The sequence below is a fragment of the Lysobacter yananisis genome, assembly GCF_031199375.1.
Lineage (GTDB): Bacteria > Pseudomonadota > Gammaproteobacteria > Xanthomonadales > Xanthomonadaceae > Lysobacter > Lysobacter yananisis.
Window position 1 is genome coordinate 1,685,377 of the sequence record NZ_CP133568.1, and the last position, 14,824, is coordinate 1,700,200.

General features: G+C 71.5%; 14 protein-coding genes. 9 read left to right on the forward strand and 5 right to left on the reverse strand.

The features are described 5' to 3' along the window. Window positions 1-109: 109 nt before the first annotated feature. The 3 genes from RDV84_RS07165 to RDV84_RS07175 all read left to right on the forward strand — a co-directional run bounded on the left by RDV84_RS07165 (window position 110) and on the right by RDV84_RS07175 (window position 1,921). A complete protein-coding gene (locus RDV84_RS07165) occupies window positions 110-481 on the forward strand; it encodes a hypothetical protein (protein ID WP_309152911.1) in 372 nt (123 codons plus the stop codon). Beyond that, window positions 478-1,248, forward strand: a complete 771-nt coding sequence (locus RDV84_RS07170; protein ID WP_231783908.1) for a transporter — start codon at window positions 478-480, stop codon at window positions 1,246-1,248. The genes RDV84_RS07165 and RDV84_RS07170 overlap by 4 nt, the downstream gene beginning before the upstream one ends. A gap of 79 nt (window positions 1,249-1,327) precedes the next feature. Beyond that, window positions 1,328-1,921, forward strand: a complete 594-nt coding sequence (locus RDV84_RS07175) for a hypothetical protein (protein ID WP_309152912.1) — start codon at window positions 1,328-1,330, stop codon at window positions 1,919-1,921. A 13-nt stretch (window positions 1,922-1,934) separates the two neighbouring features. Here the strand turns inward: RDV84_RS07175 and RDV84_RS07180 are convergent, their stop codons facing one another. Continuing rightward, complete coding sequence (locus RDV84_RS07180; RefSeq protein ID WP_309152913.1) at window positions 1,935-2,801, reverse strand: hypothetical protein; 867 nt, start codon at window positions 2,799-2,801, stop codon at window positions 1,935-1,937. Window positions 2,802-3,006: 205 nt separating this feature from the next. Here RDV84_RS07180 and RDV84_RS07185 point away from each other — a divergent pair, with 205 nt between their 5' ends. From RDV84_RS07185 to RDV84_RS07195, 3 genes are all read left to right on the forward strand, one after another. Beyond that, a complete protein-coding gene (locus RDV84_RS07185) occupies window positions 3,007-4,677 on the forward strand; it encodes a M28 family peptidase (protein WP_309152914.1) in 1,671 nt (556 codons plus the stop codon). Window positions 4,678-4,822: 145 nt separating this feature from the next. Further along, complete coding sequence (locus RDV84_RS07190) at window positions 4,823-5,536, forward strand: aspartate/glutamate racemase family protein (RefSeq protein ID WP_309152915.1); 714 nt, start codon at window positions 4,823-4,825, stop codon at window positions 5,534-5,536. Window positions 5,537-5,604: 68 nt separating this feature from the next. Then, on the forward strand, window positions 5,605-6,147 hold the full coding sequence (locus tag RDV84_RS07195; protein WP_309152916.1) for a cytochrome c oxidase assembly factor Coa1 family protein: 543 nt from the start codon (window positions 5,605-5,607) through the stop codon (window positions 6,145-6,147). 983 nt (window positions 6,148-7,130) lie between these two features. Here the strand turns inward: RDV84_RS07195 and sigJ are convergent. The 4 genes from sigJ to RDV84_RS07215 all read right to left on the reverse strand — a co-directional run bounded on the left by sigJ (window position 7,131) and on the right by RDV84_RS07215 (window position 10,698). Next, complete coding sequence (sigJ, locus tag RDV84_RS07200; protein WP_309152917.1) at window positions 7,131-8,033, reverse strand: RNA polymerase sigma factor SigJ; 903 nt, start codon at window positions 8,031-8,033, stop codon at window positions 7,131-7,133. Between the two features lie 73 nt (window positions 8,034-8,106). After that, a complete protein-coding gene (locus RDV84_RS07205) occupies window positions 8,107-8,550 on the reverse strand; it encodes a carboxymuconolactone decarboxylase family protein (protein ID WP_078999759.1) in 444 nt (147 codons plus the stop codon). 229 nt (window positions 8,551-8,779) lie between these two features. Further along, window positions 8,780-9,418 carry a response regulator gene (locus RDV84_RS07210; RefSeq protein WP_057949679.1) on the reverse strand — a complete coding sequence of 213 codons (639 nt, stop codon included), beginning with the start codon at window positions 9,416-9,418 and terminating at the stop codon, window positions 8,780-8,782. Continuing rightward, complete coding sequence (locus RDV84_RS07215; protein WP_309152918.1) at window positions 9,415-10,698, reverse strand: sensor histidine kinase; 1,284 nt, start codon at window positions 10,696-10,698, stop codon at window positions 9,415-9,417. Before RDV84_RS07215 ends, RDV84_RS07210 begins: the two co-directional genes overlap by 4 nt. A 32-nt stretch (window positions 10,699-10,730) precedes the next feature. Here RDV84_RS07215 and RDV84_RS07220 point away from each other — a divergent pair, with 32 nt between their 5' ends. The 3 genes from RDV84_RS07220 to RDV84_RS07230 all read left to right on the forward strand — a co-directional run bounded on the left by RDV84_RS07220 (window position 10,731) and on the right by RDV84_RS07230 (window position 14,782). Further along, a complete protein-coding gene (locus RDV84_RS07220) occupies window positions 10,731-11,444 on the forward strand; it encodes a hypothetical protein (RefSeq protein WP_309152919.1) in 714 nt (237 codons plus the stop codon). Window positions 11,445-11,527: 83 nt separating this feature from the next. Beyond that, complete coding sequence (locus tag RDV84_RS07225; RefSeq protein ID WP_309152920.1) at window positions 11,528-12,886, forward strand: alpha/beta hydrolase family protein; 1,359 nt, start codon at window positions 11,528-11,530, stop codon at window positions 12,884-12,886. A 513-nt stretch (window positions 12,887-13,399) separates the two neighbouring features. After that, entirely contained in the window at window positions 13,400-14,782 is a 1,383-nt protein-coding gene (locus tag RDV84_RS07230; RefSeq protein ID WP_309152921.1) for an FAD/NAD(P)-binding protein, read from the forward strand. Window positions 14,783-14,824: the final 42 nt, after the last annotated feature.

Consider the following 14,824-nt stretch of genomic DNA (forward strand, 5'->3'; position numbering starts at 1 on the left):
CCATGCCGGCCGCCGCCGTCCCGCGCTACAGTGGCGCCGCGTCCACGCAGCGCGGCCGCGGCCTCCGCCGTCGCGTCGTCGTGGTCTCCCCTTGCGAACGGAGCCCGCCATGCAACGTCTTTGCCTTGTTCTCGCCGCGCTGGCGATCGCCTCGCTGCCGACCCTCGCGCAGGCCAAGAGCGCCTGCCATATCCAGGGCCAAGTCGGCGGCATGGTCATCAACGAGTGCACCGAGACCGACCAGAACGTCGCCGCCGATCAGCTCAAGCAGCAGTGCAACGGCGAGGTGCCGGGCCTGGCGGAGCTCGGCGGCCAGGCCGATGCGCGCGTGGTCGCGGCCTGCCCCACCGGCGCCGGCGGCGTGTGCGAGAACCCCAGGGGCACGCAGGCGCGGATTTATTACTACAAGCGCTCGGCGCAGGAACTGGCGACGGTGCAACAGGCCTGCCAGATGCAGGGCGGCCAGTGGATCAAGCCTTGAGTCCGCGGCGCGCGGCGTTGGCGTGGCTGGCGACGGCGCTGGTTGCGCCCGCGCTGGCGCAGGCGCAAACCGACACGCCCGCGTTCGACCGGCCCGGCATCGCGTTCTCCACCGGCACCCTGCCGCGCGGCGGTTTCGCCTGGGAACAGGGCCTGCCGGACTTCGAGCGCGACCGCAGCGGCGGCGTGCGCAGCACCGGCTACAGCGCCGCCACCACCTTGCGCCTGGGCCTGACCGACCGGCTGGAACTGCAGCTGTCGGGTTCGCCGTACAACTACTCGCGCCAGCGCGGCGGCGGCCAGCGCGACAGCGCGCGCGGCGCCGGCGACACCGCGCTGGCGCTGAAGCTGGCGCTGCCGTCGCGCCACGAAAAATTCAGCTGGGGCTTGCTCGGCAGCGCCGCGGTCGCGACCGGCGACCGCGACTTCAGCGACGGTCGCGACCAGTACGCGCTCGGCGCCACGGTCGCCTACGACTTCGACGACGCCACCTCCGGTTCGCTGTACCTCAATGTCGAACGCAGCGGCGGCGCCGACGCGTGGACGTTCTCGCCGAGCCTGAGCCGCGCGTTCGGCGCGCGCTGGGGCGGCTATGTCGAGGCCGGCTGGACCCGCACCGAACGCGCGCCCGACACCGGCGTGGCCGGCGCCGGAGTGACGTTCATGGCCACGCCGACGATCCAGCTCGACGCCTCGCTCGACGCCGGGCTCAACGACGCCGCGCCGGACTGGCAGGGCGGCATCGGCGTGTCGGTCTTCTTCGACTGACTCCGCCGCGACCGGCGCGCGCGGCGTGCGCGCCGCGCCGCCGCGCTATCCTGGCGCCTGTCCCCTTGAGCGCCGCCGCATGCAAGACAACGTCTACGCCCCGCCCGCCAGCGACGTGGTCGTGCCCGCGCCGAGCGGGCAAGGCAACGAGTTCTACGTGGTCGCGCCGCTCAAGTTCTGCCTGCTGTTCTTCTTCACCCTGGGCCTCTACCAGCTGTATTGGTTCTACATGCAGTGGGCGCGCTACCGCCGCCGCCATCCCGGCGAAACCCTGTGGCCGGTGGCGCGGGCGATCTTCTCGATCTTCTTCGCCCACGCCCTGGCCGGCCGCATCGACGCGGCCGTCCGCGCGCGCGGCGAGCGCTACGACTGGGCGCCCGGCACCGTGGCGACGATCTACGTCGTCTCGCAGATCGCCAGCAGCGCGCTCGACCGGCTGAGCTCGCGCGAGATCGGCTCGCCGCTGACCGACGTCGCCAGCCTGGTGCTGCTGGCGCCGGTCGGCCTGAGCCTGCTGCGCCTGCAGCGTGCGGCCAACCTCGCCTGCGGCGACCCGGACGGCGACGGCAACCGCCGCCTGAGCGCGCTCAACTACGTCTGGCTGGTCCTGGGCGCGTTGCTGTGGCTGAGCTTGCTGGCCGGTCTGTTCGCGCTCTACGTGCTGCGGGTCTGAGCCGCGCCGGCGCTCAGGCCGCCACCGAGGCGTCGGCGCCGAGCCCGGCGGCGATGGCGCGGGCATAGTCGCGCGGCTGCGGGCCGGCGCCTTCGAACGTCCACAAGAAGCCGCCGCCGATGCCGTCGCCGGCCCAGCCGGCGAACTGCGCGCGCACCTGCGCCGGGCCGCCGCCGGTGTCGACGCCGGGGATCACGAAGCTCGCCGGGAAGCCGTTGCCCAGGCGCGCGCGCAAGGCGCGGATCCAGTCGGCCGGATCGTTGCCGCCGCCGCCGGCGTAGCACTGCAGGTTGAAGCCGACGACCAGGCCCGGGTCGCTGGATTCGAGTTCGGCCAGGCAGTCGATCCAGCCGGCCTGATCGTTGTAGGGGCAGAAGGTGACCTGGAAACCGATCGCGCCGAGCATGCGGCAGAACGCGACCATGCTGGCCTGGTCGAGGCCTTCCTCATTGTCCAGGTCGATCGCGTCGATGGCCGGGAACAGTTGCCTGAGCGCCAGGAAATTCCGGTACAGCGGGCTCTGCGGCCCGGTGCCGAATTCGGCGATCAGGCGCTCGATGTTGGCGAAATCGCCCACGCCCCAGCCGCCGATCGAGAACAGCACGCGCTCGACCGCGTCGGGCCCCTGCTTGAGCTGCCCGATCAGTCCGGCCCAGCCGGCGGGGCCGACGTAGCTGCCGTTGGCGACGATCTCGGTGTTGTTGTAGTAGACATCGCCGTAGTACGCGTCGGGCTCGCTGTCGCGGTAATGCACGTGGCCCAGGGCCAGCACGACGGTGTTGAAGCCCGAGCGCTTCACCCGCTCGACATAGGCCGGGCCGTCGGCGCCGAAAAATCCTTGGCAGTAGGCGGCGACGATGGGCGAGGGCAGCAGGTTCATGGCGCGGCTCCGAAGCGGGAAGGTGCTTGGACCAACGCGGCGCGGCCGCCGGAACTGCCACCGTTGCGGCGCGCATGCGCGTTTGTGCGACCGGCTTGGCGCTCCGCCACGTCGGTGAACGCGCCGCGGCCGGCGTGGCGGCGCGCCGCGGCGGGTGCTAGCGTCGCCGGCAGTGCGCGCCCGTCGCGCCGTCGCCGGAGGCCCGATGCGCCGTCTCGTTGCGTTGTGCGGTTGCGCCCTGCTCGCCCTGGCCGGATGCCAGCGCGCCGCCGCGCCGGTGGCTCCGGCGGCGGCGCCCGCCGCCGCGTCCGCCGCCGAAGGCCAGCACGCGCAGGCGCGCCGGATCGAAGCCGATGTGCGCTTCCTCGCCGACGACCTGCTGGAAGGCCGCGAAACCGGCACCCGCGGCTACGATCTGGCCGCGCTGTACGTGGCCCAGCGCCTGCGCGCGATGGGGGTGGAACCCGGCGGCGAGGACGGCGGCTATTTCCAGACGGTGCCGCTGCTGCGCGCGCAGCGCATCGACGGCGGCGGCGCGTTCCGGATCGAGCGCGCGCTCGGCGCGGTCGAACTGCGCTTTCGCGAGGACTACCTGCCGCTGCCGGACTTCGCCAGCGGCCAGGCCGAAGTGACCGCGCCGGCCGCGTTCGTCGGCCAGGCGGTCTATGCGCCCGAACTGGAGCAGGACGACTTCGCCGGCATCGACCTGCGCGGCAAGATCGCGGTGTTCTTCAACGGCGCGCCGGCGCGCTTCGACCGCGACCGCCGCGCGTTCTACAGTTCCAACCGCGAGAAGCTCGCCGCGGTGGCCCGGCGCGGCGCGGTCGGCGCGGTGATGGTGTCCACCGACGAAGAGGAAAAGCGCTACCCGTGGCAGCGCAGCGCGCGCCAGTGGGACAAGCCCGGAATGCGCCTGCGCGGCGCCGACGGTGGTGCGCTCGACACCTTCCCACAGCTGCGTGTGGTCGCCCAGGTCGCCGCCGCGCGCGCCGGCGCCGTGCTCGATGCCGGCGACCGCAGCGCCAGCGAGCTGTTCCGCCAGGCCCGCAGCGGCCGGCTGCGCGGCTACGACCTGCCCGGCACGCTGAGCCTGGCGGTGCGCAACCGGCTCGAATCGGCCCTGTCGCGCAACGTGGTCGGGCGCCTGCCTGGACGCGAACCGGCGCTGGCCGACGAGCATGTCGTGTTCACCGCGCACCTGGACCACCTCGGCATCGGCGCGCCGGTGCGTGGCGATGCGATCTACAACGGCGCGCTCGACAACGCGCTGGGCGTGGCGGTGATGCTGGAGGCGGCGCGGCAGCTGCAGCGCGGCGCGGCGCCGCGCAAGCGCTCGCTGCTGTTCGTGGCGCTGACCGGCGAAGAGAAGGGCCTGCTCGGCGCGCACTGGTTCGCCGGCCATCCCACCCCGGCCGGCGCGGCGCTGGTGGCCAACGTCAACATGGACATGCCGGTGCTGCTGGCGCCGACCAGCGATGCGATCGCGATCGGCGTGGAGCATTCCAGCCTGCAGGCGGTGCTGCAGCGCGCGGCCGCGCAGACCGGGGTGGCGCTGTCGGCCGACCCGATGCCGGAGGAAAGCATCTTCATCCGCAGCGACCAGTACGCCTTCATCCGCCGCGGCGTGCCGGCGGTGTACCTGATCGGCGGCCTGTCGGGCAGCGAGGCGGCCCGGGGCCAGCTCGGCGCGTTCCTGCGCGGCGACTATCACCAGCCCGGCGACGACGCCTCGCAGCCGATCCAGTACGCCGACGCGGCGCGGCTGGCGCGGCTCAACGCGCGCATCGGCGAGGCGATCGCCGGCGAGGAGGCGCGGCCGGCGTGGAATCGCGGGGATTTCTTCGGCGAGACGTTCGGCGCGGCGGCTAAGCCTTGAGGGGTTCTGCGCGGCCGACAGGAAAGCCTCGGGCCTGAAGGCCCTCCCACAACGGCCCGCGCGGGCTCGTGGCCGGCTTTTGTGGGAGGGCCTTCAGGCCCGACGCTTTCCGCCCGACCCGCGACGCCCCGCCTATACTCGCCGCATGAGCGAACCCCACCTGCGCACCCTCGGCCTGCTCGGCGGCATGAGCTGGGAATCGACCCTGCCGTACTACCGGCTGATCAACCAGACCGTGCGCGAGCGCCTCGGCGGCCTGCATTCGGCGCACCTGCTGCTGTACAGCGTCGACTTCGCCCAGGTCGAGCGCCTGCAGCACGCCGGCGACTGGGACGCCGCCGGCGCCCTGCTCGGCCGCGCTGCCTGCGCGCTGCGCGACGGCGGCGCGCAGTTGCTGGTGATCTGCACCAACACCATGCACAAGGTCGCCGACGCGGTGGAGCGGGCTTCACAGCTTCCGCTGCTGCACATCGCCGATCCCACCGGCGAGGCGATCCGCGCCGCCGGCCTGACCCGCGTCGGCCTGCTCGGCACGCGCTTCACCATGGAGCAGGACTTCTATCGCCGGCGCCTGGTCGAACGCCACGGGCTGGAGGTGCTGGTGCCGGAGCCGGACGGGCGCGACTTCGTCCATCGGGTGATCTACGACGAGTTGTGCGTCGGACAAATCCGCGACGCTTCGCGCGAGGGCTATCGCCGCATCGTCGACGGCCTGGCCGCGCGCGGCGCGCAGGCCGTGATCCTGGGCTGCACCGAGATCGGCTTGTTGCTCGGCGCGGACGACGTCGACCTGCCGTTGTTCGACACCACCGCGCTGCATGCGCGCGCCGCGGCGCTGGCGTCGATCGGCCAGACCTGACCGCCGCCGGGTGGTGCCGGCCGCGGCGGCGGGCGACACTACGGCTTCCACTGCGAAAGGAGTGCGCAATGAACGATCGCCCCAATCCCGGCTGGTTCGGCCGCAACTGGAAATGGTTCGTGCCGACCGGCTGCCTCAGCGTGCTGCTGTTCGCCGCGCTGGCGCTGGCCGGCCTGATCGGGCTGGGCATCAAGGGCGTATCGGGGCTGATGAGCGGCAGCGAACCGGTGCGCCACGCGATGGACCTGGCCAAGGCCAACCCCGACATACGCGCCGCGTTCGGCGAACCGCTGGAGACCGGCATGGGCTTCCAGGGCTCGCTGACCACCAACAACGACAGCGGCGAGGCCGACCTGTCGCTGCCGATCAAGGGCCCCAAGGGCAGCGGCCGGATCTACGTCAAAGGCACGCGCGAGGCCGACCGTTGGAGCTACCGCTTGATCGAGGTGGCCATCGACGGCAGCGAGCGCCGCATCGACCTGCTCGGCGCCGATGCCGCACCCGACGCCGCGCCGGAAGCGGCATCGCCGGAGCGCTCGGCGCCGGACGAGTCGACGCCGGAAGAAGAAAGCGACCCAGAGGCTCCCGCTGAGGAATCCGCGGCGGCTTGAAGCGCGGATCGGTTGCGAAGCGAGGCGATGAACTGGATTCCGCCGAGCGTCGGAACCAACCCTCGCCTCGGTTTTTGCCTTACGTTTGCCCCGGCTTTTGCTTTTGCCGTTGCAGGCGCTCGCCGATACGCCGAGTCGCAGCCCCGCAGCCCCGGAGGGCGCGCGCATGGATGCGCGCGCGCGCCATGGGGCAGGATGCCCCTTATGGTGCGGCCCCGCGCCACGATGAGCCATGGTGGCTCTTGATCCGAAAAAACAAGGCCTTTTCTTTGGTTACTTTCTTTGTGGCTTCAGACAAAGAAAGTGACCCGGCCGCTTGCGGACGGAAGCTCTTGATCTTCGCTTGTCGTCACCCGAACGAACACGCAAACGCAGAGCCCACCGCGGCACGCCCCCTGTAGGAGCGGCGCAAGCCGCGACCGCGCCATCGCAAACACAGTGAAGGTTTCGTCGTAGTTGCGTTGCCGCGGTCGCGGCTTGCGCCGCTCCTACAGTCGGACACGCAACCCCACGGCCGTCATTCCGGCGAAAGCCGGAACCCATTTTGACTTTGCTGCTGCTCTCACCGTTATCGATGTGTCACGCGACGACAAGCCACCATCAACAGCTTTCGTCCGCAAGCGGCCGAGCTACTTTCTTTTGTCAGCGCGACAAAAGAAAGTAGCCAAAGAAAAACGCTTGTTTAAGGTCAAAAGCCACTAGGTCCAGCACCGGGCGCGGGGCCGCGCCATAAGGGACATCCTGTCCCATGGCGCGCGCGCGCATCCATGCGCGCGCCCTTCGGGGCTGCGGAACCATGGCCTCGTTCGGGATCGCGTCCAAGCCAAGAGCGAGAGCAACGGCAACGGCAGCGGCAGTGGCAGTGGCAGTGGCAGCGGCTAGAGCTAAAGTAAAGATCGAAGCCAAAGCCAAAGCAAGCCAGACTCCCTCCGATCCTTCGCCGATCCTTCTCCGACCCATGCCGCCCCGCTTGTCCACCACCCTCACCGAATCCGCACCGCCTCCAACCGCGCCAGCTTGTCGGGATTTCGCATGATGAAGATATCCCGCAGCGCCCCGCCTTCCTCGTAACCGAAACTGATCGCCGCCTCGATCCGCCCGGCCCGCTCCAGGATCACTCCGCGCGAGCCGTTGAGGTCGACGAAGGTCCAGCGGTCTTCGCGGCATGCCGGGTGCAGCACCGAGGCGATGAAGCCCAGCACCGCGTCGGCCCCGTGGATGGCCTGCGCCGCCGCGGTGGCCTTGCCGCCGCCGTCGGCGTGCAGGGCTATCTGTTGCGACAGCAATGAGGCCAGCGGCGCGGTGCGGCCATGCACGATCGCGGTCTCGAACGCGGCCAGCAGCCGGTCCTGTTGCTCGGCGGGGGTGACGTGGCGGACCTTGGCCTGCTCGATGTTGCCGCGCGCGCGCTGCACCAGCTTGCGGCAGGCGGCCTCCTCGATCTCCAGGATCGACGCCACCTCGGCATAGGGCTGATCGAAGATCTCGTGCAGCAGGTAGGCCGCGCGCTCCTTCGGCGTCAGCCGTTCCAGCAGCAGCAAGAATGCGGTCGACAGCGACGAGGCCAGGGTCCAGTGCGCTTCCGGTCCGCCGTCGCCGCCGGCCTCGGCGAACTCGGCCTGGATCGGTTCGGGCAGCCACGAGCCGACGTAGTCCACGCGGGTGCGGTGGGCCGCGCGCAGCAGGTCGATGCAACGGCGGGTGCAGGCGGTGGTCAGCCACGCGGCCGGGTTGTCGATCGCCTCGCGCCCGGCTTCGCGCCACTTGAGGTAGGTGTCCTGGACCGCGTCCTCGGCGTCGGCGCGCGAGCCGAGGATGCGGTAGGCCAGGCCGGTCAGCATCGGTGCGTGCTGGGCGAAGAGTCGGTCGTCGTGGGCGGCGGTCATGGCGCGTCGATGCGAAAGCGAAGGTGGGGCCGGCGCCAGGATAACGGCGCCGCTGCACTGCCGGCCGGAGGCGTCAGTGCTTGGACACCTGCAGGCGGTTCCACAGGTTGATCATCGCCGCCAGCGAGGTGATCGCGGCGAGTTGCGCTTCGTCGTAGTGCGCGCGCAACGCGGCGCGCAGCGCGCCGTAGTCGGTGTCGTCCTCGACCCGGGTCAGCGCCTCGGTCCAGGCCAGCGCGGCGCGCTCGGCCGGGCTGAAGTCGGCGACGTGGCGCCACACCACCAGCCGGTCCAGGCGGTCGTCGCTCTCGCCGTCCTGGCGCGCCTCGCGGGTGTGCATCTTGACGCAGAACGCGCAGCCGTTGATCTGCGAGGCGCGCAACTGGATCAGGTGGTAGATCGCGCGCGGCAGGCCGCTGGCGTCCGCGGCGGCCTGGACCGCGCCGTGGGCGGCGCCGAACTGGCTCAGGACCTGGGGGATTTCGCGTTCGAACTTGATCGCTTCGGGGGTGCTCATGGGGATCGTCCTGGTGGATGTAAGGGGCTTACATCCGGTTCGACGATCCAGCCGGGGGCGGCGTGACATGGGCGACGGATTTTCTTGTCGGGAGCGGTTTGCGTCGTAGGTGCGGCGTCGCGGTCGCGGCTCGCGCCGCTCCTACAGGGGCTTCGGCGGCTTCGTATCCGGCTGTAGGAGCGGCGCGAGCCGCGTCCGCGAACCCGCGCCGGCCGGCGCGACCCGCCGCTCAGATCACCCGCAACGTGATCGCCTTCAACACCGCCCGGGTGCGGTCGCGCGTATCGAGTTTTTCCAGGATCACCGACACGTAGTTCTTGACCGTGCCCTCGGCCAGGAACATCGCCCGCGCGATCTCCTTGTTGGAGTAGCCGCCGGCCATCAGCCGCAGCACCGCGACCTCGCGTTCGGTGAACAAGGCGCGCGGCGCGTCGTCGGCGTGGTAGCGGTAACGCGCGCGCACCGGTTCGGTGCTGACCGGCTGCAGCAGGGTCGCGCCCGCGGCGACGCTGGCGATCGCCTCGCGCAGGTCTTCCGGCGCGGCGTCCTTGAGCAGGAACCCCTGCGCGCCGGCTTCGGTGGCGCGCAGCAGCAGTTCGCTGTCGTCGAAGGTGGTCAGCAGCAGCACCGGGGTGCGGTCGCCGCGTTCGCGAAGGGCCAGCAGCGCGTCGATGCCGTCCATGCCGGGCATGCGGATGTCGCTGAGCACCACGTCCACCGGCGTCTGCGCCAGTTGCTCGAGCAGGGCCCGGCCGTCGTCGGCTTCGAACGCGATCTGTAGGCCCAGGCGTTCGAGCAGCGCGCGCAGGCCGGCGCGGACCAGGGCCTGGTCGTCGGCCAGGGCGATGCGGATCGGCGCGGCGCTCATGCCGGCGTCGCCGCGGTCGGCGCACGGGGTCCGGGCAAGGGCCGTTGCAAGGGGAAGCGGGCGTGGATGCGCATGGCGCCTTCGGGACTGAGGGAAAAATCGAGTTCGCCGCCGGCCGCGGCCACGCGTTCGCGCATGCCCGACAGGCCGTTGCCTTCGCGCAGCGGCGCGTGCACCCGGCCGTCGTCGGCGATGCGCAGCTCCAGCGCGGCGCCGTCGCGGTGCAGGGCGACCCGCAGGCGCGCGGCGTCGGCGTGGCGGGCGGCGTTGGTCAGCGCTTCCTGGACCACGCGCAGCAGGGTTTCGGCCAGGGCGGGATCGGTGAGGTTGAGTTCGTCGTCGAGATCGAGCTCCAGCGCCGGCCGCGGCAGCGGCGCGGCCAGCGCGCGCAGCGCGGTGGCCAGGTCGAGGCCGCGCGCATCGCGCAAGGCCTGGACCACGCTGCGGATGTCGCCGAGCAGTTCGCCGGCCAGTTGCTGCGCCACCTGCACTTCGCGGCGTTCGGCCAGGTCCGGCTCGGCGGCGAGCGCGCGCAGGTTCAGCATCATCGCGGTGAGCTTGTGCCCGGCGACGTCGTGCAGCTCGCGCGCCATGCGCAGGCGCTCGGCGTCGCGGGCGCTGTCGGCGAGCAGGGCGCGGGTGGCGAGCAGGTCGGCGTTGACCAGGGCCAGGCGGTCGCGCGCCTGTTCGGCGCCGCGCGCGTAGTGCGCGACCAGCACGGCGAAGCCCTGGAAACCGATGAAGCACAGGGTGATGATCAGCGCGCCGCGGTTGCCGGCGGTGGACAGGATCAGGTACAGGGCGAGGTTGAGCGCCGCGGTCATCGCGACCACCCGCCGCAGCGGATAGCTCATCGCCAACTGCGCGACCAGGATCACCAGCAGCGCCGGCGCCGCGCCGCCGCGCGGGGCCAGGTAGCAGATCGCCAGCGCGGTGGTCGCCTGCAGCGAAAACCAGAAGCCGCGGCGCGCGCGCGCGGTGCCGACCAGTTCGTCGCCGAGGAAGGCGAACAGGAACACGGCCATTACCGTCCACACCAGCGGGCCCTGGGTGGCGCGGTCGTACGGCAGCGACAGGCCGACCCCGAGCCAGCTCAGCACCGCCGGCAGGTTCAGGGGTTGCAACAGCGTGCGCAGCGGCGGGGGCATCGGCATGCGGCCATGCTGCGCGGCGCGCGCCGCGGTGGCAACGGGGCCGGCGCCGAAAGTGACTTCCGGCACGGCGCATCGATGACCGCCGGGCGCTGCGCGCGCGGCGACGCGCGCCGAGCATGGCGCCATTCCGGCCCGGTGCGCCGGCAGGAGCGGCGAGGATGGAACTGGCGGACGCGTACGCGGTGGTGAAGTGGCTGCACATCGGCCTGGGCGCGGTCGCGCTCGGCGGATTCTGGGGCGCCGGTTTGAGCCGCAAGGGCGGCGCGCTGCATCGCCGCGCCGGCCAGGCGTTCGCGCTGGCGATGGCCGGCATCATCGTCACCGGCGTGCCGATGGCCGGCTATGCGCTGCACCGCGGCCACCCGGTCACCGCCGCGTTCCTGGCGTACCTGCTGGTGATCACCGCCACCGGCGTGTGGAGCGGCTGGCGCGCGATCGCCGACAAGCGCGACGTGCGCGCCTACACCGGCCCGGTGTTCGTGGCGCTGGCGGCGCTGTCGTTCGCCAGCGGCGCGGCCATGCTCGCGCTCGGCCTGGCCAAGGGCCATCCGCTGCCGATCGGGTTCTCCGCGATCGGCCTGGGCATCGGCGCGAGCATGCTGCGCAAGCGCCGCAATCGCGACGCGCTCGCGGCGCGGCCGCGCTGGTGGATGATCGAGCACTACAACGCGATGATCGGCAACGGCGTGGCCGTGCACATCGCCTTCCTCGGCATCGGGCTGCCGCGGCTGTTGCCGATGCTCGGCGGCGCCACGCTGCAGCAACTGGCCTGGTTCGGGCCGGTGGCCGTGGCGCTGGCGGCCAAGCTGTGGGCCGACCGGCGCTGGGGCGCACAGCACAACGCGGCGAAAAAGGAAAGTGCACAGCGTTGAGGGCGAAGACGGCCGCCGCGTTGCAACCGCGGCCAGGGTGGATGCATCACACCCGATGACTTCCTCATTCACGGCCACGCATCATGATCCCGTCCGCCCTGCGCTTCGCCACGCTGACCGCCGCGCTGTCCGCGGCCGCCGCCGTCCACGCCGCCGAACCCGCGCCCGCCGCCGCGGGCCCGGATCTGGGCTGCCACGTCGGCGCCTATCGCCTCGACGACGGCCGCTCGCTGACGCTGGGCCGCATCGACGAACCCTCGGCGCTGCGCTGGCGCCTGCTCGACGGCCGCACCGGCAAGCTCGCCCGCAAGGACGGCGCGCTGGTCGCCACCGTCGGCTGGAGCGACCGCGCCGATACGGTGAAGGTCGAACTGGGCCGCTGCGGCGAAGGCGTGGTGTTCGACGGCCATCGCGGCGAGCCGGTCGAGCTCGATGTCGTCGACACCACTTTCGAAGGCGCCGGCGTGAAACTGCGCGGCAGGCTGGTGCTGCCGGCCGGCCAGGACAAGGTGCCGGTGGTGGTCATGGTGCACGGCTCGGAGAACTACTCCGGCGTGGATCTGTACTACCAGCAGTATCTGTTCCCGAGCGAAGGCGTGGGCGTGTTCGTCTACGACAAGCGCGGCACCGGCGGTTCCAGCGGCAAGTACACGCAGAACTTCCACGAGCTCTCCGACGACGCCGTCGCCGCGCTGCGCGAGGCGCTGCGCGTGGGCGGCGAGCGGGTCGGCCGAGTCGGCTACCTCGGCGGCAGCCAGGGCGGCTGGATCGCGCCGCTGGCGGCGAGCAAGGCGCCGCAAGCGCAGTTCGTCGAAGTCGGCTTCGGCCTGGCCGACGGCGTGCTGGCCGAGGACCGCGACCAGGTAGTGCTGGACCTGCGCGCGGCCGGTTTCGGCGACGCGGCGACCTTGCGCAAGGCGCGCGAACTCACCGACGCCACCGGCCTGATCGCGTCGAGCAGCGGCCAGCGCGGCTGGACCGAGTTGGCGACGGTGCGCAAGAAGTACGAAACGCAGCCGTGGTGGAAAGCGGTCAAGGGCGAGTACAGCGGCCTGGTCGCGACCCATACGCGCGACGAGGTCATGGCCGAATTCAAGAAATACGATTACGAAGTCAGCTGGGACTACGACCCGATGCCGGTGCTGCGCACGCTCAAGACTCCGCAGCTGTGGGTGCTCGGCGGCGACGATATCGAGGCGCCGTCCGGGGAAACGCAAAAGCGCCTGACCGCTCTCGGCCGCGCGGGCCGCCCGATCACCAGCGTGGTGTTTCCGCAGGCCGATCACGGCATCCTGGAATACGAATCGAAGAACGCGCAGGGCGAGCGCCAGCACACGCGCACCGCCGACGGTTATCTGCGCATGCTGCTGGACTGGATCAAGCGCGGCACGCTCGACGGTTGGCCGTACGGCACGGCCAAGCAGTTGGCCGGGCCGAAGTGACGGCCGTTGTGGGAGGGCCTTCGGGCCCGATGCTTTCCGGTCCGCCCGCGTCGGATGTCGATCGCCGCTGAAACAAAAGCGTCGGGACTGAAGTCCCTCCCACAGGAGTGATCGGCCCAAGCGCATGCGGCTGCCGTGGGAGGGCCTTCGGGCCCGATGCTTTCCGGTCCGCCCGCGTCGGATGTCGATCGCCGCTGAAACAAAAGCGTCGGGACTGAAGTCCCTCCCACAGGAGCGATCCGCTCAAGCGCACGTGGCTGTTGTGGGAGGGCCTTCAGGCCCGACGCTGTTCGTTCCGCCCGCGTCGCAATTCCCGCTGCGGAGCGGAAATTGCCGAGTTCCCGGCGCGCATGCGACGCACATTGCAGTTTGACGACCGCGGTGATGGCGAATCGTCATGACGATCTTCCGCATCGTGCCCCGCGCTTTACGAACCGGTAACCGTCGCTTTACACCTGCGCGCACGCAATCCACTAGAACGTCTGCTCCTCACTTCAATGCAGGAGCAGCCCCATGCGCATCACCATCGTCGGCGCGGGTTTCAGCGGCAGCGCCTTGGCCAGCGAACTGGCCCGCAACGCCGGTCCCGGCGTGGAGCTGTGCCTGGTCGGGCAGCCGGAAAGCTACGGCCGCGGCATCGCCTACGGCGAGGCGCGGCCGGAGCATTTGCTCAACGTGCGCGCCAGCGACCTGGGCGCGACGCCCGAGGCGCCGGGCGGTTTCGCCGACTGGCTGAATCTCACCGACCGCGCGCGCGGCAGCTATCTGCCGCGGTTGCTGTTCGGCGAATACCTGCACGCGCAGCTGCAGGCCGCGGTGGCCGGCAGCACCGCCGCTTTCAGCCAGATCCGCCACGAGGCGATCGCGGTGGAGCGCGCCTCGGCGGGCTTTCGCGTGCACCTGGCCGACGGCAGCGACTTCCTGACCGATAAAGTCGTGCTCGCGGTCGGGGCGTTGCCGCCGCAACCGCTGGCCGGGGTCGGCCCGCGTTTGGCGGTGCATCCCAGCTACATCGGCTGGCCGTGGCAGGACGGCGCCATCGACGCGATCGCGCCCGACGCGCGCCTGCTGATCGTCGGCACCGGCCTGACCATGGCCGACGTGGTGACCACGCTGCGCAAGCGCGGCCATCGCGGCCCGATCGTGGCGTTGTCGCGCCACGGCCTGCTGCCGCGCGCGCACGAGGACGCGGCGCCGGCGCCGGTGGCGCTGCCGCCGGCGGTGCTGCACGCGCTCGACAGCCACGCGCCGCGCGAACTGCTGCGCGCGTTGCGCAACCTGGCGCCGGTGATCGACGACTGGCGCAGCCTGGTCGATGCGCTGCGTCCTTACCTGCAGGGTTTCTGGGCCGGGATGCCGACCGCGCAGCGCGGCGGTTTCCTGCGCCACCTGCGCTCGTACTGGGAAGCGCTGCGCCACCGCATCGCGCCGCAACTGGCCGAGGAACTGCAGGCGCTGCGCGAATCCGGGCAGTTGCAGATCCGCGCCGGCCGCCTGCTGCGCGCGCGCCGCGGCGACGACGCGGTCGAGGCGCTGATCCGCGAACGCGGCGGCCAGCAACTGCGCAGCGAACGCTTGGACGTGCTGATCCGCGCGACCGGCCTGGACACCGATGTGGAGCGCACCACCCACCCCCTGATCGCGCACCTGCGCGAATCGGGGCTGGTCGCGGCCGATCCGCTGGGCCTGGGGCTGCGCGCCTCGGCGCGGTTCGAAGTGCTCGACCACAAGGACGTGGCCGTGCGCGGTTTGTACGCGATCGGGCCGTTGTTGCGGGCGCAGCTGTGGGAGATCACCGCCGTGCCGGAACTGCGCGTCGCCGCGCGCGATCTCGCCGGGCGGTTGTTGTCGACCGCGGCGGTAGCGCGCAACCGGCCGGTGCTGGCGACGGCGTAGCTTCGGCGTCGCCCTGCAGGAGCGACGCGAGTCGCGACCGCC

What these genes read in the sequence shown, in the direction of transcription:
- RDV84_RS07215 (WP_309152918.1), bottom strand. Translation starts at nt 10,698, where the DNA reads ATGGCGCCATGCTCGGCGCGCGTCGCCGCGCGCGCAGCGCCCGGCGGT.
- RDV84_RS07205 (WP_078999759.1), bottom strand. Translation starts at nt 8,550, where the DNA reads ATGAGCACCCCCGAAGCGATCAAGTTCGAACGCGAAATCCCCCAGGTC.
- RDV84_RS07190 (WP_309152915.1), top strand. Translation starts at nt 4,823, where the DNA reads ATGAGCGAACCCCACCTGCGCACCCTCGGCCTGCTCGGCGGCATGAGC.
- RDV84_RS07220 (WP_309152919.1), top strand. Translation starts at nt 10,731, where the DNA reads ATGGAACTGGCGGACGCGTACGCGGTGGTGAAGTGGCTGCACATCGGC.
- RDV84_RS07165 (WP_309152911.1), top strand. Translation starts at nt 110, where the DNA reads ATGCAACGTCTTTGCCTTGTTCTCGCCGCGCTGGCGATCGCCTCGCTG.
- RDV84_RS07185 (WP_309152914.1), top strand. Translation starts at nt 3,007, where the DNA reads ATGCGCCGTCTCGTTGCGTTGTGCGGTTGCGCCCTGCTCGCCCTGGCC.
- RDV84_RS07195 (WP_309152916.1), top strand. Translation starts at nt 5,605, where the DNA reads ATGAACGATCGCCCCAATCCCGGCTGGTTCGGCCGCAACTGGAAATGG.
- RDV84_RS07210 (WP_057949679.1), bottom strand. Translation starts at nt 9,418, where the DNA reads ATGAGCGCCGCGCCGATCCGCATCGCCCTGGCCGACGACCAGGCCCTG.
- RDV84_RS07225 (WP_309152920.1), top strand. Translation starts at nt 11,528, where the DNA reads ATGATCCCGTCCGCCCTGCGCTTCGCCACGCTGACCGCCGCGCTGTCC.
- RDV84_RS07180 (WP_309152913.1), bottom strand. Translation starts at nt 2,801, where the DNA reads ATGAACCTGCTGCCCTCGCCCATCGTCGCCGCCTACTGCCAAGGATTT.
- sigJ (WP_309152917.1), bottom strand. Translation starts at nt 8,033, where the DNA reads ATGACCGCCGCCCACGACGACCGACTCTTCGCCCAGCACGCACCGATG.
- RDV84_RS07230 (WP_309152921.1), top strand. Translation starts at nt 13,400, where the DNA reads ATGCGCATCACCATCGTCGGCGCGGGTTTCAGCGGCAGCGCCTTGGCC.
- RDV84_RS07175 (WP_309152912.1), top strand. Translation starts at nt 1,328, where the DNA reads ATGCAAGACAACGTCTACGCCCCGCCCGCCAGCGACGTGGTCGTGCCC.